The 18,731-nt window shown below is 39.1% G+C and carries 16 protein-coding genes; 5 read left to right on the top strand and 11 right to left on the bottom strand.

Annotated features, from left to right (window positions below):
• Positions 1–24 precede the first annotated feature (24 nt).
• The 5 genes from K1X56_09080 to K1X56_09060 form a co-directional block, all read right to left on the bottom strand.
• Complete coding sequence (locus K1X56_09080) at positions 25–549, bottom strand: hypothetical protein (protein MBX7094862.1); 525 nt, start codon at positions 547–549, stop codon at positions 25–27.
• The gene (locus tag K1X56_09075) at positions 536–1,738 is read right to left on the bottom strand and encodes a hypothetical protein (GenBank protein MBX7094861.1); all 1,203 of its coding nucleotides are present in this window, start codon (positions 1,736–1,738) and stop codon (positions 536–538) included. The genes K1X56_09080 and K1X56_09075 overlap by 14 nt, the downstream gene beginning before the upstream one ends.
• Before the next feature lie 11 nt (positions 1,739–1,749).
• Positions 1,750–4,410 carry a hypothetical protein gene (locus K1X56_09070; protein MBX7094860.1) on the bottom strand — a complete coding sequence of 887 codons (2,661 nt, stop codon included), beginning with the start codon at positions 4,408–4,410 and terminating at the stop codon, positions 1,750–1,752.
• A 197-nt stretch (positions 4,411–4,607) separates the two neighbouring features.
• Complete coding sequence (locus tag K1X56_09065; protein MBX7094859.1) at positions 4,608–6,596, bottom strand: SpoIIE family protein phosphatase; 1,989 nt, start codon at positions 6,594–6,596, stop codon at positions 4,608–4,610.
• A 192-nt stretch (positions 6,597–6,788) separates the two neighbouring features.
• Entirely contained in the window at positions 6,789–7,358 is a 570-nt protein-coding gene (locus K1X56_09060) for an aminodeoxychorismate/anthranilate synthase component II (protein ID MBX7094858.1), read from the bottom strand.
• A gap of 101 nt (positions 7,359–7,459) precedes the next feature.
• On the opposite strand from K1X56_09060, the gene K1X56_09055 reads away from it, so the two are divergent.
• Entirely contained in the window at positions 7,460–7,843 is a 384-nt protein-coding gene (locus K1X56_09055; GenBank protein ID MBX7094857.1) for a RidA family protein, read from the top strand.
• Position 7,844: 1 nt separating this feature from the next.
• On the opposite strand, the gene K1X56_09050 is transcribed toward K1X56_09055, so the two are convergent.
• The 4 genes from K1X56_09050 to K1X56_09035 are packed head-to-tail and all read right to left on the bottom strand — an operon-like array spanning position 7,845 to position 12,053.
• Positions 7,845–8,333 (bottom strand): hypothetical protein, encoded by a 489-nt coding sequence (locus K1X56_09050; GenBank protein MBX7094856.1) that lies wholly within the window; start codon positions 8,331–8,333, stop codon positions 7,845–7,847.
• The gene (locus K1X56_09045) at positions 8,330–8,860 is read right to left on the bottom strand and encodes a hypothetical protein (GenBank protein MBX7094855.1); all 531 of its coding nucleotides are present in this window, start codon (positions 8,858–8,860) and stop codon (positions 8,330–8,332) included. The genes K1X56_09050 and K1X56_09045 overlap by 4 nt, the downstream gene beginning before the upstream one ends.
• 1 nt (position 8,861) lies before the next feature.
• Positions 8,862–10,607, bottom strand: coding sequence for a hypothetical protein (locus K1X56_09040; protein MBX7094854.1), 1,746 nt, complete (start codon positions 10,605–10,607; stop codon positions 8,862–8,864).
• A gap of 36 nt (positions 10,608–10,643) precedes the next feature.
• Positions 10,644–12,053, bottom strand: a complete 1,410-nt coding sequence (locus K1X56_09035; protein ID MBX7094853.1) for a hypothetical protein — start codon at positions 12,051–12,053, stop codon at positions 10,644–10,646.
• 89 nt (positions 12,054–12,142) lie between these two features.
• Between K1X56_09035 and K1X56_09030 the strand changes: the two genes are divergently transcribed.
• The 3 genes from K1X56_09030 to lpdA all read left to right on the top strand — a co-directional run bounded on the left by K1X56_09030 (position 12,143) and on the right by lpdA (position 15,487).
• Positions 12,143–13,027 carry a DUF4412 domain-containing protein gene (locus tag K1X56_09030; GenBank protein ID MBX7094852.1) on the top strand — a complete coding sequence of 295 codons (885 nt, stop codon included), beginning with the start codon at positions 12,143–12,145 and terminating at the stop codon, positions 13,025–13,027.
• Between the two features lie 9 nt (positions 13,028–13,036).
• Positions 13,037–13,987, top strand: a complete 951-nt coding sequence (locus tag K1X56_09025) for a carboxypeptidase-like regulatory domain-containing protein (protein ID MBX7094851.1) — start codon at positions 13,037–13,039, stop codon at positions 13,985–13,987.
• A gap of 111 nt (positions 13,988–14,098) precedes the next feature.
• On the top strand, positions 14,099–15,487 hold the full coding sequence (gene lpdA, locus K1X56_09020) for a dihydrolipoyl dehydrogenase (protein MBX7094850.1): 1,389 nt from the start codon (positions 14,099–14,101) through the stop codon (positions 15,485–15,487).
• 65 nt (positions 15,488–15,552) lie between these two features.
• On the opposite strand, the gene K1X56_09015 is transcribed toward lpdA, so the two are convergent.
• Both K1X56_09015 and dacB read right to left on the bottom strand, forming a co-directional pair.
• The gene (locus K1X56_09015) at positions 15,553–16,005 is read right to left on the bottom strand and encodes a DUF4389 domain-containing protein (GenBank protein ID MBX7094849.1); all 453 of its coding nucleotides are present in this window, start codon (positions 16,003–16,005) and stop codon (positions 15,553–15,555) included.
• Between the two features lie 281 nt (positions 16,006–16,286).
• Positions 16,287–17,771 carry a D-alanyl-D-alanine carboxypeptidase/D-alanyl-D-alanine-endopeptidase gene (gene dacB, locus K1X56_09010; protein ID MBX7094848.1) on the bottom strand — a complete coding sequence of 495 codons (1,485 nt, stop codon included), beginning with the start codon at positions 17,769–17,771 and terminating at the stop codon, positions 16,287–16,289.
• A gap of 80 nt (positions 17,772–17,851) precedes the next feature.
• Here dacB and K1X56_09005 point away from each other — a divergent pair.
• On the top strand, positions 17,852–18,731 hold an 880-nt coding region (locus tag K1X56_09005), incomplete at its 3' end, for an asparagine synthetase B (protein MBX7094847.1).

Here is an 18,731-nt window from a genome sequence, read left to right as displayed (position 1 = left end):
CGGAGATTCGTATTGGAGAATAATTTAAACCCCTTCGCGGATTCTGTTTTTAGCCAGCTCCGAAGCGAAGTCGATAAACACTTTATGCGCAGCGGTAAAGTACCATTTATCTTCACCTTGCTTGTCGATAATATTTCTTCTCGATAAGGAATTGACAAATGTTTTACGCGAATCTTTATCGCGCAACTGTTTATTGGAAGAGATCAACTCATTGTAAGTGGAATTCTCGAAATAGCGATCCAAACGTTCATGATCCCATTCCGAATATTGAATCTCATCCATAAAATTTCTTCCGTCTCTGTCGAGTTCATAACAAAGCACACCGAAGAAAATACATATATCGCGACTCAACATCTCATTACTTTCTCCGGAAATAAGAAAGCAATATTCATTGGAAGTCCGCAATTCGTAATCGAACGATTCTTTAAAAAACTTAGTATAGAATTCATCGTTTTCACGAATCACCTGATATAAGGGATCGTTGGGCAAAACAAATTTCCCATCGAGTAATTCTTTAACAACGTGTTTATGTCCTTTAGGATATTCCATGGCGGTCTATTTTAACTTTTGGTACTTTCATTAATGCGTCACTGGCTTTAATGGTGGTGAATTCTGCTTTTTCATCGGCTTCCATTACGAGATCATCTTCAAATAGCAGTGACACCATTGAGAAGAATTTTTCCTGATCCACACCGTGGAAATCGCGTTTAACGGTATTCTGGCACCAACCAAAGAAATCTTCGATTGGCAATTGCGATTCCATTTTCACCTTATAGAACTCGCGGTTAAAAATCCATTTTTCCTGAAAGCTTGGTTCATCCGATAAATAAACCGGCTCATCATCCAGGAATTGCTCCACATATTCTTTTGCGTTCAAATAGAATGAACGGTTGTAGGCACGCTCCAGAGATGTCTTGAACACTTTCGGAACACGTGCAGAATATGGTTTTTTAAGGAACTCAATCCAACCGGTAAGAATGATGGATTCTGTTTTAATCCGTTCAATCAGCGGCAATAATTCGTTGGTCAACAGTTTGCTCTGACGAAGCAAGTCATCATTGGTTTGTACCAGGAAAGAGTAAAGTTTTTCGAACTGTGCACGAATCAATTCATCTGTTGTATCGAGGCGTTTTATGTTCACATAATAAGCCACTTCGTGAAGCTGATTGGTAACGGATGCTGCCTGATTAACATCAAGAATTTCGTTCAGGGGAATGATGTAATGTTCAATCCATCCTGAGGCACGATGTACTTTTTCGCGGTAATCGATTTTTTCAAGATTCGATTTCAGTGCGCGGGTTTCGGAGAGTAATTTTGAAGTGTTTTTCTCAATGGAATCCACAAACAAACGAACCTCCGAAAGAAGGTCTTCAATTCGCTTAATCAGAATTTCTTTATCACCATTAATCCCCTCTTTGATTTTACGGAACAGGGAAAGAATAGAGAATCCATACTTTTCAATGGTCTCCGGTAACACCGGTTTAAATTCGTTTTGTACGAATTCGATCAATTGAAAAATAACAGGACGAATCTCAAAATCATCGCCAATCTTGCGAAGGATTTTATATTCCGACAAACGATCGGTGACATCATGTTCGTATTTGGAACAGATGTTTCTCAAACTTGTATCGCGGATATACCCTTTCTCCATCTGTTCAGCAAAGAGCTCATTCAAGAGATCAAAGTGATTCCAGATGAAGTATAAGATGGTCCGCGGTTCTGCTTTTAAACTGCTCATAGCACGGATTCTTATTGGTTATCCATTTCGGCCAAAGGCTCGCTGTAAATAGCGTTGAGGCGCTCGTTGATGTTGATCTTTCCTTTGTTCGGATAGATGAAGTAATACTTGCTGAAACCTGGAACCGGATCCGGCGCGGCAAAAATCGGAATGAAGTTGTGCTCGCGACAGAATTTCACCAGCTCGGGACGATTCTGCTTATCGATGGTTGCAACCTCGTCGATAAACAAGGTAATCCTGTTATCATGTTCGTTAATCGCCAAACGGTTAATGATGGACATGATAATTACAAGACGAATCATACGGTCGGTACCATCCGATTCCACCTGATTGGCAAGATCCACTTTTTTAACCGTGCCTTTAATTTCAAGATGCAATTCAATATCGAATAACTCATCGAAATGCACTTTGCGGCTATTATCGAGGTAATTATTCAGAATCCGGAGATTTTCAGTTTGATCGAAATCAAGCATCATCTGTCCATTGATTTCCTGAATGGAACTAATGGCTGCTAATTCACCAAGGATGCGTTTATTATCGAGCAATTCAATTTGCAGGGATTCAATATTCGAAATGCGGGTGGTAGCAAGTGTCTTATTGAATTTGGTATAAATAAACTGCTTGAACTCTTCGAAACGCTTCATCATGGTGTAAGCCGGATTCGCAAACTGGGTAGAAATTGATTGCAATAATCCGTCGATCGATTTTTCTTTATCGCTTAAACAAGCAACCTCTTCTTCAAAATAACGGATGAATTCCGATTCATCAGCAATGGTGCTTTTGAGTGTGTGACGAAGATTATCGAACGCTTTATCTTTGGTTACCTTCAATTCAATTCGGTCATTGTAATGAAGTTTCATTTTGCTATAAATGCTCTCAAGCGAATCTGATACTTCGCACTCGACCGGTTGAAGGTTCAGGAATTCAACTTCCTGTTTACGCTCACGGAGTTGAGTAACACGTTCTTCTGTTTTCTTGCGTTCTTCACGCATGGATTGCAGCATGTGCTCCTTGGTAAGAATTTCCTGCATCAAATCTTTCAATTCGCGCTCAAGCAATTCTTTTTCTTCGCGTAATTTTTCTACTTCAAGTCGGTAAGTAGAAAGTTCCTTTTCAATCTGAGGTTTCGTTTTTAATAAACGAATCTTATCCTGAATTTCTTCGATATTGTTTTTAATGGTGCGAAGTTCTTCCTGAACTTTTTCTCCATTTTTAGCGGTATCTAAAAGACGTTTGAAATTTTCCTCTTCGCGACGCAGATCGTATAATTCATCATTGATCTCATCGATGGATTTAAAGTCTTTCAGTGACAATCCTGAAATATCGATTTCTCCATCGAAAATTTTCAGATTCTTCACCGCTTTTTTCACTTTCTCCAGAATACGTCCGCTTGGAAGTGAAGTAATTCTTTCCGACAATACGGTATTCAGCAACTTACGGGTATCCGCATCATCACTGATTTTGTGAATCAATAAGTCGTTATAGTTTCGCTGTTGATTTTCCTTTTCAGAAATGGCTGCTCCCAATACATCGAGACGTGCTTTAATCTGATTCGAGGTGTAGCGCTGACTTTCAACCTGTGTAATCTGCGATTCGATTTCCTTTCTGCTGCGCTCAAGATTTTCGAGCGATTCAGCAAGGAATTCCATGCTTTCAATACCGTTAATTTCGTCGAGCGTAAGACGCTTTTCTTCTACATAACGGTTTTGATTATTGATGTCGCTTTCTTTCTGACCAATACGACGGTTCAGATCCTGTTCTTTCGGACGAAGATATTCACCGATTTCGGTGTAAAGCTCATTGATTTCTTTCGCTTTACGGTGAATACGCTCTTCCATTTCCGGAAGCGTCGTTTTGTACGACTCTTCAAACTGATAAATCAATTCCGAAAGAATGCGCGATTTTGATTCGTATTGATTAACAATTTCGCGGAAATCGAGAAATTCATTTTTAACCGATTTAATATTCTTGATTTCATCATTTAAACGCAAAAGATCAATGATGTCTTTTTTGTTTTTCTGAGAGAAATTCAGGACTTCATTTTCACGGTTATCCGCAATAATTAATGCTTCCTTCAGGGTTTTGTTGGTGATCAACTTCGAGTTAATCAGATAACGATAAACCTTGGAGAAGTTATTCGATAAACCATCCGATTTAACATTTTCTTCGAGCCAAACGATAGCATCGTTGTCGGTACCGCGGCTGTACACAAAACTGAATACTTCCGATTTATTCTTAAACTGAACCAGATCCAGTCCAATTTCCGCAATGCGTTCCTGAACCTCGTCGAATTTTAAAAGTCGTTGCTGTGCTCCGTCTTCCTTAAAGAAAATATCATCGCGGTATTCCGAATTAAAATGATAATATTCCAATTCACCTTCGGTATCCCTTTTTACCAGAATACAGTATGCACGATTTTTGTAGATTTCAAAAATGGTGTAACTCTGATTTGGAGTCGGAAAATAGTGGTGAATCGTTTCCTTGTCGCCCTTACGCTGACCGGAAAAGGTCATTTTATTTCCGTCGATAATAAACAGAAAGTTCAGGGCATAAATCAAGGTACTCTTACCAATGTTGTTCGGTCCCACCAATTGAAGCGAATCACAATCGTCAACGCGCACAACGGCTTTTCCGTACACTTTAGAATTCAGAACGGCAATTTTACGTAGCATTCAGCAGTTTTTTTATTCTAACAAAGATAACCCTTTGCAACCCCAGAGAAAGGAGAAGGTAAAATGTAGTTTCTAACAAGAAAAGCGTGACTGTTAAAAAGCTTACAGAAGCTTAATTAATAAGGAATTTAAATGTGAATAAGATCTTTTCAACACCTGTTGATAACCTAAAAAATGTTGATTACCGGGATGCCAATTCATACTTCCCAACCCAGGAGGCAGACATCATCCACCTGAAAAACCTCACCCTTCCACACATCAAACGTCTCCTCAATGATGGGTCCCTGTTTCGACATTTCTTCTTCCTGAATCGAATGAATTAATTCGACCACCTTTTTGTGTTTAAACTTCGATTCATCAGCGCCACCAAATTGATCGGCTAGTCCGTCGGTAAACATATAAAAGCGATCACCTTCATTCAGACTAATCCTGAATTGTGTAAAATGCGGAACCTGATTTCCACTTACCCAACCTATTGCTGTTCGGTTTCCTTTATATTCTTGTACACGACCTTTCCGTATCATTAACAAATTGCGTTGTGCACCGGAAAAAAATAATTCTCCCTGATTGGTGTAAGCATTAAAACGGAATTTCACCAATGAAATATCCATTCCGTCTTTGATCTCAGAATGAATTCCTGATTGTCCGAACCGGGTACTTATTCCTTTGGAAACAAAATGCAGGACTTCGGAAGGTTCCTGAATATTTTTTTCGAATATGGCCTGATTCAATAATGTATTTCCGATAATACTCATAAACGCACCCGGAACTCCATGTCCGGTACAATCGGCAACGGCTATCCAGGTCCACTCATCCTTTTGTTCCACCCAATAAAAATCGCCGCTGACAATATCCTTGGGTCGAAAAAACAAAAAATGATCTCTTAAAATGCTTTCCAGTTTTTTTTCTTTTGGAAATAAATAATTCTGAATCCGCTTAGCATATACAATGGAATCGATGATCCGCTTATTCTGAACTTCTACAATTTCCTTTTGATGAAACAACACATCACGCTGCTCCTGAATCCGGGCTTTCTGATATTCAATTCGTTTGTTCTGTTCCAGAATTTCAAATGTGTTTTTCTCTGAATGTTCTCTAAATTCTTTAAAGCGAATCGCAATTTCATCTTCCAGAATCCCAAGATGGACATGAAGCCTGAATAATTCATCGCGCATTTTTCCGGGAGAAAAGGATTTGCGCTTGGTGAATCCGCTTTCAACAAATAGTTTTACGCGGTCACTCAGTTTCCGGATGCGGTCCGACATAATCGTTGAAAAATAAAAGCTAAAAGCAACGGCCAATGCCAATATAACCAGCACCGAACCGATATAGGTCATTTTCATTTCACGCAGTGATGAAATCGCTTCTTCTTCGGCTTTATTTTTTATGGACACAATCGACTCTTCCAAACCGGCAGCCATGATGAACAGTTGCGTTTTTAACCCTTCATTGGTTGATCTGCCTAAAATCTTCTCCAGCCTGGAGAATTCATTAAAACACAAAACAAATCGCTTTAAACGCAAAATTTGTGATTTATAATCCAGCTTCGATTCTGACATTTTTCGCTGTAAAATCCCCTCGAGTTTTGCTGCTTCTAAACGCAGTAACTCAATATAATTTTGCGAACCTCTTATGATAAAATCCTTTTCGTGTCGACGAATAGATAATAATTCATTTTTATACGGTTCCATAGCCGGATCATCCATCAAACTATGGATTATTTTTCGCATCCGGCCTTCCATGCCGTAATCTTTAAACCCTCGTTTTAAAATCACTTCAACGCATTGATCAAAACAATCGTTCATTTGCAGCCAGGTCGTTTTTATTTTTTGCAATTCAACATCATAAGAACCAAATTCTGATAATTCGTGATTTAACTGATCGATGTTTATTCCAATTTTTTTCCGAGAATCATTAAGCGCAATCAATATGCCGCTCGATTTATTTTTATAAAAATCTTCGGTATATACATCATGATTAAAAAACCGTTCCTGATCATATAAATGATGAAGAATTTCGATACGCAAATCGGCAATATTTTGTAATCCTTGCTGTACTTTTTGGCGGCGTTGATCATGAAAAAAAGCAAGAAGAACAAGGAACAATCCAAATAAAGAGAAAAATAAAAAAGTGAGAAGGAGTTTTATGCGAATTGAGGTCGACCCGATTTTCCATAGCTGTTTCATACAACAAAACTACAGGTAGGATGTTCTATCGACTTTAACGCATTCTTATTTCTGATTCAAATAATGTTTAAGTCCATTTTCGAACGCTAAAATTCAACCATTAGAATTCTTTATTCATCGATGAAATAATAAAACGGGAAAACATTAAGCCGTTATTTATTCAGACCCTTCGTTATCAAAAAGAAGCGAAAATTAGCTTAGTGTTAACCAATTCTCAATGATTTGTTTACCTGATGGTGTCATTATAGATTCAGGATGAAACTGTACACCAAAAACTTTATAGTTTACATGCGAAATGGCTGCAGGATTTCCCAATTCATCTACGGCATCTACGATTAAACCGGATTCTGAAGTTGGATTAGAAATCACCCAACTGTGGTATTTACCTGCGATAAATGGATTGTTCACCCGGTGAAATAAGCTGGCCTTTGCATTCAGTATAGTGTAGGTTCCCGTCACACCGTGACATGGTTTTTCTAATTGGACCAATGAACAATTAAAAAATTCTCCGATGGCTTGCATGCCTAAACAAACACCCAATATGTTTTTTTTGGAGTGATACCTTCGAATAACCTCCATCATTTTTCCTGCATCCTTCGGCAATCCTGGTCCCGGCGACAACAACAAATGCGAATAATGATCCAGTTCCGACAGTTCTCCTTCATCGTTGCGCACAACACGGCACTCCACTCCCAGTGAATCTACATAATGAAATAGATTCCAGGTGAAGCTATCGTAATTATCCAGAAGCAGGACCTTCATGCTCTTCGATTTATTTTGCAATTTTACTGATAAAGATCAGACCTATGCGAAACTTCTTGTTTTTCCTATTTCTTATATTCGTGCTTTCTTGCAATTCAACTATGAGAACAATTGTACATACCCCCAATGCTCCCGCACCGATCGGTCCTTACAGTCAGGCTGTTTTGGTTGACCACACCTTATATGTGAGCGGACAAATCGCAATTGATCCTTCAACCGGAAACCTGGTAGAGGGCAGCATTGAAGCTGAAACCGAACAGGTAATGAAAAATATAGGTGCCGTTTTAAATGCGGTAGAATTGAATTATAGTCATATTGTAAAGACTTCCATATTCCTTTCCAACATGGATGACTTCCCGAAAGTAAATGCGGTGTATGGTGCTTATTTCAAAGATCATTTTCCGGCCAGGGAAACTGTACAAGTTTCACGTTTACCTAAAAATGTAAATGTTGAAATTTCAGTGATTGCCTATAAACCGAAATAGGTCAGGATTTACGCATCCAGTCAATCAACACCAGCACCAAAGCGAGCATGGGCAATAACAGCTCCAGGATCGTTTGTTCTTCACTGAAATAGGTATAACCTAAAAACACCATTGGACTAACAAATACAATGCTTATTCCAATGAGATATGCCGGATAGCCCCACTTGATTTTTCTCCAGAAGAGAAGCATTCCCACAATCATTAAAGCAACTCCCGTTAAGCCACTTACCGACATCAGAAAAAAACTTTGTGAGATATCGCTTAAGCCGTAATTACTTCCAATTTCATTGATCCGGTCCAGCACTTCTTCCGAATCTTTCAGTGTATGAACTAAACGGATGGCTAAAAATTCAAGGACAAAAAATATCAGGTACCATAAGGCCAAGGGCACATTCAACCAAAAAACGATACGGGTAAATAAAGAAGGGGATTCTTTACCCAGAATAAAATTTTTGATTGTTTTGGTCCTGATAGTATAACTGGTGGTCATTTAAAAAATTTAATACTTCTCGAGTATAAACCAATAAATACAGTGGCTATCAAAACAAAAATCAAAGTATCTCTCATATTGATTTCATAATCCAGAATCATGATAAAGGGTGAAACCAAAAATAAAAGATGTGAAAGCACATAAATATAAAATCCGCTTTTACGATAGGTACGCATCAGGAATGCTCCCAAAATAGCCAGCGCATTGGAAATGGCTGCAAGGATATAATGATTACGCGTCGACAAAAAGAAATCGTTGATCTGATTATTTTTTACGTAGGTCCACCAACGTTGTTCTCCAATGGTAGAGATAAGCATGGCCTCAAGATCCTTGGCATTCTGATCGCCTTTCGATAATACCACATCCAGTTTACCCCAAAAAACGATAAACATGATACAAAAAATTAAACCGATGGTTGCTCCGATAAACGTTAAAGTAGTTAGCGTATAAACCCATTTGCGGTTTGGTAAATTCAATTCATCTTTTTCAGGATTGATCTCTACACTGCTATTTTCTTGTGTTGACATATTAATTCGTTAAGGTTGACCAAAGATTGAAATTTTTTTGTTGTTCTGCCGAAATTTTTTCCAGTCGTGTAACTTTCCAGGACCTGAATCCCCCGTTTTCAGCTGTGGGAATCTGAATCTTTTTCAATTCTGAATTTCTCATACAAATGAAATCCAATGTTTCTCCGGCAAAATAAGCAATCCATTTATTGGCATCCGAGTTTACCTGGTAACCATTGATAGAAATTAGCTTGTCGCCCAGAGATATTCCGCAATGATAAGCGGGTTCATCCGGATGAATGGCCGTAATTATGGACCCACTTGCAGCATCCGTTATCTTAATTCCATAAAATTTTTCAGCTGCAGTTGCGGGATCGAGCGAAGAAATTTCCAGTCCCACATATTCTAAACACTTCTGTAATGTTGGAATATAATCTTGTTTTCCATTCACCAGCGTATCAAAAAACTCACACAGTCCCGTTCCCGCAAAGGACTCCACTTCCGCTCTGTAATCTGAAGCCATATAGCCTTTACCTTTCAGGTAATATTCCGTGTATAATTTTTTCATGACATCATGCAAGCGGAATTTATTCTTGCTGTGTTTCATAATTAAAACATCCGTCATAAACGCAAGGAGACAGCCTTCGGTATAAATGGAGACTTTTCGTTCAGGCACACCGGGAACATATCCATCGAGCCAGGTGTCCCAGGATGAGTCGGCAACCGAATAATTCTTTCTTCCAAAATTATCGAGGTGCTTTTGTAATTGAGCGCTTAATTCGGAAAGGTAATTGGACACTGAAAAAACACCGGATGCGAGCAGGAAATAATCACCCATATAGGTGGTAACTCCTTCGGCTACATAACCGGTTTTAAAATAATTTTCTTCCTGGTAGCGATAAGGCCACATCTCTGCGGGACGAATACTTTTAATATTCCAGGCATGATACAATTCATGCGAACACAATCCCAATAAATCATCATACCTGTCGCGCATCAATTCATATCCGGGTCCCAATGCATTTACGCTGCTGGTTTGATGCTCTACGCCATGATAAAACTGAACTGGTAAAATCTGAATTAAAAAATGATATTCATCCACCGGAAAAGCCCCATAAGCTTGAATCTGTTTCTTTGTAAAAGCTGAGAAATCATTTAGAATCCGATCCCAATCGGGTCGACATTCACCATTAAACCAAATATGAAATAAGGTTTGATCCACGCGGTATTCCCGATGGTGAAATTGAGGTGAAACAATAAATGGACTATCCGCTAATTCATGAAATGAACCGGGCTGCATGTGAAATACGGAACAAGCATCTCCGTTGGATTTTGAGTTTTTCATTCCACATGCCATTTCCCAGCCGGCAGGAACCTCTACGGTGAATTGTGATGACTCATCGATTCGGGAAGGGACATAAATGCAGCAGTTAACCGGATTAACATACAATTGTTTCTCGTCGATATAAGTTGAACCCGCATTTAAATCGGCAGCATAATAGTGATAAGAAACGATGATCTCCGTTTCGCCTTTAGCAATGATTTCCCAAAGATCTTTATTCAATTTTGAGAAAGGGACAGCATTCCCCTTTTCATTTTTAACTTGAAAATTCCTGACGTTTTTCGCAAAATTTCCCAGTTCATATCTTCCGGGTCGCCATGACGGTAATTGAACCTGGATTTTTTTATCGGATAAAACGGGGATTTTCACTTCAACAGCGAGAAACCGATGTTGCGGATTTTTATAGGAAAGTCGATAGTGAATCATGAGAAAAAATATGATGGTAAAAATACATTTAAAAAATCAGCTATCCTGTGAAAGTAAAAGTTTTTTCCTCAACCAGATGAGCGGTATTACGTTTTGTTGAAGGAATTTATCGGGATTGGTTTCAGTGAGCATACCCTTGATAAAAGCGTTACTTAATTTTTTTCTATCCTCCATCTGCATAGACTGTTCCATTATTTTTCGGAACGACTTTAAAAACAACAAATGATGATCTAATCCGCTTTTCCCTTTAACGGTCTGCAATAGATTTAAACATTCATTCATGGCCAAATCAATTTTTCCATCCTCGAAAAACAAGATTAACTGAACAACCCTGTGGTAAATATAATTTTCATAATTCCCTTCTTTCAACTGCTCCGGAAAAATTTGTTTCGCCTTTTTTATCTCTCCGGTAAATACCAAAGCCATGATATGAACTACACGGTAACGTGGACTTAAAAACGAATCGTTATTCAGAGCAGTTCCATATTTATCGATGAGTTGCATTGCTCTATCCGTATTGCCGGATTTTATACATACTGAGATATAATTAAATAAAATCTGATGAAAATTAATTTGCTGGATTTCATTTTTTAATTCAACACTTTTTCTGAATTGTTCAAGCGATTGATCATAGTCCGGAACAAATGAATATTCCACTCCGAGATTCGAGTATATCACCGCTAATTCTCTTCCCTTGGGAAACCCTTTCCGTTGAATTTTCTCAGCGAGTTGAACCATCTCTAACAATAATTCCAGACGCTCATGTTGTGGTGCATACAGACTTTTAATTTTTAGCAGGTAAAATCGTGCTTCAGTGTCAGATTCATTTTCCGATTGCAATAAATCCACCGGTAGCTGATAGAAATATGCGCCTCCCGGATCATAGATCTGCAACATGCGGTAATTCCAGGCTTTCACACTTTCTGCATAAAGTCGCGTACGACGATGAATACGCTGGTCAATCATCAGCAACTCTTCATTGATGGAACGGATCTGTGATAAATTTTGCAAACTAATCCCTGCCTGGTTAATCAGATATCGTTGCTCCAATAACAATACTTCCTTTAATACTTCTTCATCCTCACCATCCCTCAGGTATTTTTTCACACGTAAAATTTCACGTTCCAAGACTTCCGATTCATTTCTCCGGAATAATTCTTTCAGCAGGAGCAAATCACGGTAGTGACGAGATTCTTCAGTACTTCTTTTTAAAAATAAACCGGCCAAAAAATCCCTCCATTTTTCCTTTAACAAACGGAATTCATTCCGAAGAAGAAAATCTTCCTTTTCGCTATACGGCTTATCGAAAATGAACTGAAATAACTTTTTCCGGTCCCCTCCTTTCCCTTTATCCGTTCTCGAGAACAATTTAAAGAGTGATGCTCTTTTCTCATTTTTCAACACAGAAATAAAGTCATTATTCTCTTTTTCAGTTAGTTCAATCATATTTTGACAAAATTTTTCATCACAATTTACAAAAATAATTTTGGCTATATTTTTGATTATCACGAATTTTGTTTCACAATTTTCCAACCATGAAAAAGCTAGCCTTATTTGCACTTGCCGGATGTTTAAGTCTTAACCTCCAAGCTCAGGTACGTGATGTCCTGATGAAAAAAGCACAACAGACCATCAACAACAAATCGCAATCGAAGACCAGTGCGGATACTACCCGTGCTACTCAACCCGAAAACAACAATGGCGGTAATCCGTCAACAGATAATTCCGGACAAAACGGTAACACGGCTCCTTTCGGTTTTTCAGGTGGAAGCAAAAAGGATGTTCAAGCAGAATACACCTTTAACGACAATGTCCTCATCGAACTTCAGAACTATAAAAAAGATGGAAAAGCGGATGGAGATCCTGCACAGGTTCGTTATCATTTTTCTTCTTCCAATACCTATTTCGGAATGGAAATGGATAGCAAAAACAAAAAAGGCGAAGTTGAATCGCACACTTTCTCCGTTGCTGAATATGAAAAAAATCAAATCGTTATGCTCATGGAGAACGATGGACAAAAACAGGGCATGGTGATGAAATACGATTTGAAAAAACAAGTTCAGGAAGCTGCCGACACCAGCAAAAGCGATTGGAAAATGTCGAAGACCGGAAGAACGAAAGTCATTTTAGGTTATACCTGCGAAGAATGGGTTGCCGTAAATGAAAAAGAAGGTTCTAAAAATGAGATGTGGGTGACCAAAGATATTTTGTTGGATGTAACCGGAGCCAGCAGCATGTTTGCAGGTGCTTCCAGAGGAAAATCTCCTTCTTCTAATTTCACACAAGGACCACAAGGATTTGCCATGGAAATGATCATGACAGAAAAGGATGGTAAAAAAACAACCTGGAAAGCACTTGAGGTAAATCTCAAAAAAACAACTTCAGTAAAAACCGGAGAATACACCTTTCTCGGATTCTAAACTTTTAACATGAAAAAATTAGTTATTGCATTAACCACTCTGTGGTCAGTAAATGCCATTGCTCAAAACAAAGCAAATGATGGCGATTGGAAATTGAATTATGTTGTACTGAAAGGTACTCCTCAGGCGGATATTATGATTCGGGGAGGCGACATTGACAACCTCTCTTTTGGATGGGAAGAAAAGTTTGACCCCTTCTCCGGAAAATCAACACCGCCACACGGATATCCCTGGACCCCGGATACAGCGTTTAAAGGAACCGATATGATTATGCTCCCCAGCTCTATGGGTAAAAAGGATGCAGCATGTGGTGGCGACGGATATTCGGGTCAGTACGAAAGCAACATGAGTCAGTTTAAAGCAAGTGTATTACCCATTCATCTTCCCTTGCAAATACCTCAGGATTTCACCATTCAATCTGCAATTCTGCAATTGTTTGCCGACGATTTTCAATCTCCTGTTTTCTGCTCATCGTTTCAGGTAACCCTCAATGGAAAACGTGCTCCATTTATGGAAAATGCATTGAACAAACTCAATCAGACAGGTCCTATTGGAAAATTGTTAACCTTCGAAATTCCGGCTGAATTTCTTCCCTTGTTAAAAGAAAAAGAATTGGTGATTTTAATCGATGATCCGCAAACCTCCGCAGCTGATGGATTTGCCATTGATTTCATCAAATTACTGATCAATCCCAAACCTGGAGCCATCACCCGCAATTCAATTGAAATTACAGTGAATGATGAGGCAACAGGACTGGGTATTGCAGAAGCAATTGTTGAATTACCCAATGGTACCATTTACAAAACCGACAAGAATGGAAAATTGATGTTGAAGGATTTACCCAATGGTCACCACCCCTTAAAAATCACCCATTGTAATTACCAGGATCTATTTGCCGGAGTTGATGCGGAAGAAGGCAAAAAAACGCAGGATCCTTTTGTAATGTCGCCCAAGCAATAACTGTTTACCAACCACTTAAAGGGGTTTATCATTAGATAGACCTCTTTTTGTTTTATAGTAGGATAGTTGCTACTTTCGTGCCTCAAACTGTTAAATCTAAAAAATTAAAATATGAGCTACGACGTAATAGTTTTAGGAAGTGGTCCCGGCGGATACGTTGCCGCGATTCGTGCTTCTCAATTGGGTTTAAAAACTGCAATTGTTGAACGTGAGAGTCTGGGAGGAATTTGTTTGAACTGGGGCTGTATCCCTACGAAAGCTCTTCTGAAAAGTGCGAATGTTTTCGAATACATAAAACATGCTTCGGATTACGGAATTACAGTAGGAAATGCCAATGCCGATTTTGGAGGAATGGTGAAGAGAAGTCGCGAAGTTGCCAATGGAATGAGCAATGGTATTCAATTTCTGATGAAGAAAAATAAAATTGACGTTATCAAAGGATCCGGTAAAGTTAAAGCCGGAAAAAAATTAGAAGTCACAGGTGATGATGGTAAGGTTTCCGTACTGGAAGCAAAAAACATCATCATTGCAACCGGAGCTCGTTCGCGTCAATTACCTAATCTTCCTCAAGACGGTAAAAAAGTAATTGGTTACCGCGAAGCGATGTCTTTAGCTACTCAACCAAAATCCATGGTAGTAGTTGGCTCAGGAGCAATCGGTGTTGAGTTTGCTTATTTCTACAACGCCATAGGAACGAAAGTCACAATTGTTGAATATATGTCGAACATTGTTCCTGTTGAAGATGAAGAAGTATCCAAACAATTGGAGCGTTCATTTAAGAAACAAGGAATTGATATCATGACCGAAGCGTCTGTTGAGTCGGTAGATACCAAAGGAACTGGGTGTAAAGTAAAAGTGAAAACCAAAAAAGGAGAAGAAATCATTGAATGTGATGTTGTTCTTTCTGCGGTTGGTATCGCTGCCAATATTGAAAATATCGGACTGGAAGAAGTTGGTATTGTAACCGACAAAGGAAAAATTCTGGTCAATGAATATTACCAAACCAACATCCCGGGCTATTTTGCCATTGGAGATGTTGTTCCTGGTCCTGCACTTGCACATGTTGCCTCTGCAGAAGGGATTATCTGTGTAGAGAAAATTGCGGGTCACCACCCAGAACCACTCGATTACAAAAACATTCCCGGATGTACATATTGCAATCCGGAAGTTGCATCGGTGGGTATGACCGAAAAACAAGCGAAAGAAGCAGGTATTGAAATTAAAGTCGGAAAATTCCCCTACTCTGCCTCAGGTAAAGCTTCAGCTGCCGGCGCAAAAGATGGTTTCGTTAAATTAATTTTCGATGCGAAATATGGAGAATTATTGGGCGGACATTTAATCGGTGCAAACGTTACCGAAATGATTGCCGAAATAGTTGCAATTCGTAAACTGGAAACAACAGGTCACGACATCATCAAAACCGTTCACCCGCATCCTACCATGAGCGAAGCAGTAATGGAAGCTGCTGCAGCTGCATACGGAGAGGTTATCCATTTATAAAATATAATTACCCAATAAAAAAGCCCCGAATGATTCGGGGCTTTTTCATTTTATAAGGAAGAAGATTATCCAACTAAATGATCTTCTACACCATTGGATTTTGACCAATCGATTGGATCTGTTTCAGCCATGGTGAATGGAGGATATGTATCGGTGAAATAGCCCATGTAAAGACCTACACGAATGTTCCAACGAAGAACGCCTGTCATAAAATCATGCATTCCTTTTGGATATTTACCTGTAATTAGAACTGCAAAAAATGCAATTAGATTAACAAATGCAGATGCAAGCCCTAAAAAGATGAGGCAAATTCCATGAGGAATCATTACATAGATCATTCCGAAAAACATACGGATTAATACTAATCCTCTGCTTGGGTTTTCAGGATATGCAACATCAAGTACAACATTTGGATCTTGCGCATCCAAACCAAAAGCAGGATAACCATCACTCAGGTTTTGAAGTCTAGCATTTAAACGAAGCATCCAGCGTTGTAATTTGATTTGATAATCGAACATACCTCGTGGAAATTAACCGGTAATCAAAATCGCCCAGAAGGTGATGAAATTGATTATCGCCGATCCGATAAACAAAAAGATTAAAACTAAGAAGTGCGGAATCGCAATGTAAAATGCGCCGAAAAATGTGCGAAGTAATAACTCTCCCCGAGAGTATGACTCCTGATGTCTGATACCTATTTTCATTTTTTTTGGTTTTGGTGCATTAATTTACACAGAAAATACACATAACCAAAACTTTACGAAAAATCCATCAGACAGTTTTCAACAATTCACAGGAGTTAATTTTGAAATTCGACCATAGCAATAGCAAGCTTTTCCAGCTTTTTCTCCATTTGCTTGGTGCTGCAATTAAAATTATTCACAATCACGGAAAAGACAATTTTCTCCCCTTTTGCCGATTTTGCATAGCCCGAATAAGCTTTTACGCGGGTCATCGTTCCACTTTTAGCCCACACATTACCTGCAGCTTTAGTCCCTTTGCAAAAATTAGATAAGGTCCCGCTTTTCCCTGCAACGGGAAGCGATTTTTCAAATGTGCTGGCATTTTTACTTCTCGACATATAAAGTAGAATATCCACCAGATGTTTTGCAGAAACGGCATCGAATCGCGACAATCCGCTACCGTCGGTGATATAAAATCCTTTCGTGTCAATTCCCTTTTTTGTCCAGAATTCAGTAACCGCCGCAGTGCCGGAACCTACCGTTGCGTTTCCATATTTAATTAATCCAATCTGATTCATTAAATGCTCGGCAAACAAATTCACCGAATAGGTGTTGGTGAGATTCACAATGGATGCCACCGATGGTGAAAAATGATCGTAGATATTTATACGGGTGGTGTCGTTGTATTTTTTTTCCAGTTTTAATTCCCGAACAGTAGTCGTAATACCTGCAACCCCAATACCCCATTTGGCCAAGGCATACCGTAATTCAAAAGCTGCTAAATATCCGGGATCGGGAATGGTTCCTTTTACTTCAAACGCTTCACGACCTTTTGGAAGTGTTCCTTTAATAATACGATCGTAGGAATAAGGTGCGCCGAAAATATAGGAGTTATCCTCCGAAACATTCGAGGAATACACTTCATTTACAAACTCGAGATTGGGCACATAAGGCTGCATGCATTCTATATGGGCAACATCTCCTGCTTTTTCTCCGGTTTTAAAACTCAATACGCAAGTGTTATCGTAAATGGAAATTCCACAAGGAGCAGCTCCATATCCATTTCCAATATCTCCCCAGGCCCAGGTACTGGGAACCATTTCCCAACCATAAATTTCCGCATCTGCTATTACATTTCCGGTAATAGAATCAATTCCCGCATTGCGTACTTCCAATGCCCATTGATTTAAAAATTCAGAAGGATCACCATCAGTGAAGAATTTGGAACCCAAGGTAGGATCACCTCCTCCACGGATGTATAAATCGCCATGCAAAACACAATTTTGATCAATGTATCCGGTGTACTGCAAGGAAGTTTTAAACCGATAAGAACCTCCTAAAATTTCTAAGGCACTCGCTGTGGTAATTACTTTCATACAGGAAGCCGGAACGATGCTCATCGAACCATTTTTATCGGCAATTACTTTTCCGCTTTTTGAGTTGTAGGCATAAAAACTAAATGCACAATTTTTTAAATCCGGATCCTTCAGAAATAATTCCACTGCTTTTTCGAGGGAATTCATAGAAGTATCTACCACCACTTGTGCCCCGGAAATGGAGGCGATGGAAAAAAATAATATCAGAGTTAACAGTCGTTTCATCATGGATGATATAAATATAAAACGAAAAATCGTCCGATGGAACACTACAAGATGTATCTTTAAAACAAAAATCAGGACACATGTGTGGAATATCCGGAATTATTTCGCCGGAAGGTTTAAAGCAGGATTACGAAAAAGAGCTTCGCGCTGCTTTGTATGAATTGCGTTTCAGGGGTCCCGATCATCAGGAATTTTTCCAAAACAGCACCATCGCCATAGCACATAGTCGACTTTCAATCATCGACACCAGCTCCAATGGAAATCAGCCTTTTTTTAGTGCCGACCGACAACAAGTTATTGTGCTCAACGGCGAACTTTTTAATTACCGCGAATTAAGATCAGAACTCGAAAAGGAAGGTTGTGTTTTTTTAACACAATCCGATACGGAAGTAATGCTCCAGGGATTTCACCGTTACAAGGAAAAATTCCTGCATAAGATTCATGGATTTTTTGCCTTTCATTTTTCAGATTTAAACACCAATGAACACTGGTTGGTACGCGACCGGTTTGGAGAAAAACCGATCTACTGGAGTTACAAAGAGAACACCTGCTTTTACGCATCCGATTTTCAATCAATCCTTGCATTTCCGATTGAAAAAACCATTCATCAGCAAGCATTACATCATTACCTGCATCTATCCTACATTCCCGCTCCCTATACCATCTTAAATGAGGTTCACAAACTGCAACCGGGAGAACTGCTTTACCTCAGTAAACAAGGAATAAAAAACACCAATTGGTACACCTTAAAAGGTGATGTAAATTCCGATGAAGTACAACTAAAAAATGCATTACAGGAAGCCGTAAAATGGCGCATGGTGGCTGATGTTCCACTTGGATCTTTTTTAAGTGGCGGCTTGGATTCTGCCATCGTAAGTGCACTTGCTTGTCAACTGAAACCGCAACTTCATACCTACTCCATTTCATTTCCCAAACAAGCATATTTTGATGAAAGCCGAT

The sequence above is a fragment of the Flavobacteriales bacterium genome, from assembly GCA_019694795.1.
Taxonomy (GTDB): domain Bacteria; phylum Bacteroidota; class Bacteroidia; order Flavobacteriales_D; family UBA2798; genus UBA2798.
This window is presented reverse-complemented; position numbering and strand designations above follow the sequence as displayed.

Bases quoted from the DNA above. Each gene is read 5' to 3' on its own strand.
- lpdA (MBX7094850.1), top strand. From the start codon at position 14,099: ATGAGCTACGACGTAATAGTTTTAGGAAGTGGTCCCGGCGGATACGTT.
- K1X56_09030 (MBX7094852.1), top strand. From the start codon at position 12,143: ATGAAAAAGCTAGCCTTATTTGCACTTGCCGGATGTTTAAGTCTTAAC.
- K1X56_09075 (MBX7094861.1), bottom strand. From the start codon at position 1,738: ATGAGCAGTTTAAAAGCAGAACCGCGGACCATCTTATACTTCATCTGG.
- K1X56_09065 (MBX7094859.1), bottom strand. From the start codon at position 6,596: ATGAAACAGCTATGGAAAATCGGGTCGACCTCAATTCGCATAAAACTC.
- K1X56_09070 (MBX7094860.1), bottom strand. From the start codon at position 4,410: ATGCTACGTAAAATTGCCGTTCTGAATTCTAAAGTGTACGGAAAAGCC.
- K1X56_09025 (MBX7094851.1), top strand. From the start codon at position 13,037: ATGAAAAAATTAGTTATTGCATTAACCACTCTGTGGTCAGTAAATGCC.
- K1X56_09080 (MBX7094862.1), bottom strand. From the start codon at position 549: ATGGAATATCCTAAAGGACATAAACACGTTGTTAAAGAATTACTCGAT.
- K1X56_09060 (MBX7094858.1), bottom strand. From the start codon at position 7,358: ATGAAGGTCCTGCTTCTGGATAATTACGATAGCTTCACCTGGAATCTA.
- K1X56_09055 (MBX7094857.1), top strand. From the start codon at position 7,460: ATGAGAACAATTGTACATACCCCCAATGCTCCCGCACCGATCGGTCCT.
- K1X56_09035 (MBX7094853.1), bottom strand. From the start codon at position 12,053: ATGATTGAACTAACTGAAAAAGAGAATAATGACTTTATTTCTGTGTTG.
- K1X56_09045 (MBX7094855.1), bottom strand. From the start codon at position 8,860: ATGTCAACACAAGAAAATAGCAGTGTAGAGATCAATCCTGAAAAAGAT.
- K1X56_09015 (MBX7094849.1), bottom strand. From the start codon at position 16,005: ATGTTCGATTATCAAATCAAATTACAACGCTGGATGCTTCGTTTAAAT.
- dacB (MBX7094848.1), bottom strand. From the start codon at position 17,771: ATGAAACGACTGTTAACTCTGATATTATTTTTTTCCATCGCCTCCATT.
- K1X56_09050 (MBX7094856.1), bottom strand. From the start codon at position 8,333: ATGACCACCAGTTATACTATCAGGACCAAAACAATCAAAAATTTTATT.
- K1X56_09040 (MBX7094854.1), bottom strand. From the start codon at position 10,607: ATGATTCACTATCGACTTTCCTATAAAAATCCGCAACATCGGTTTCTC.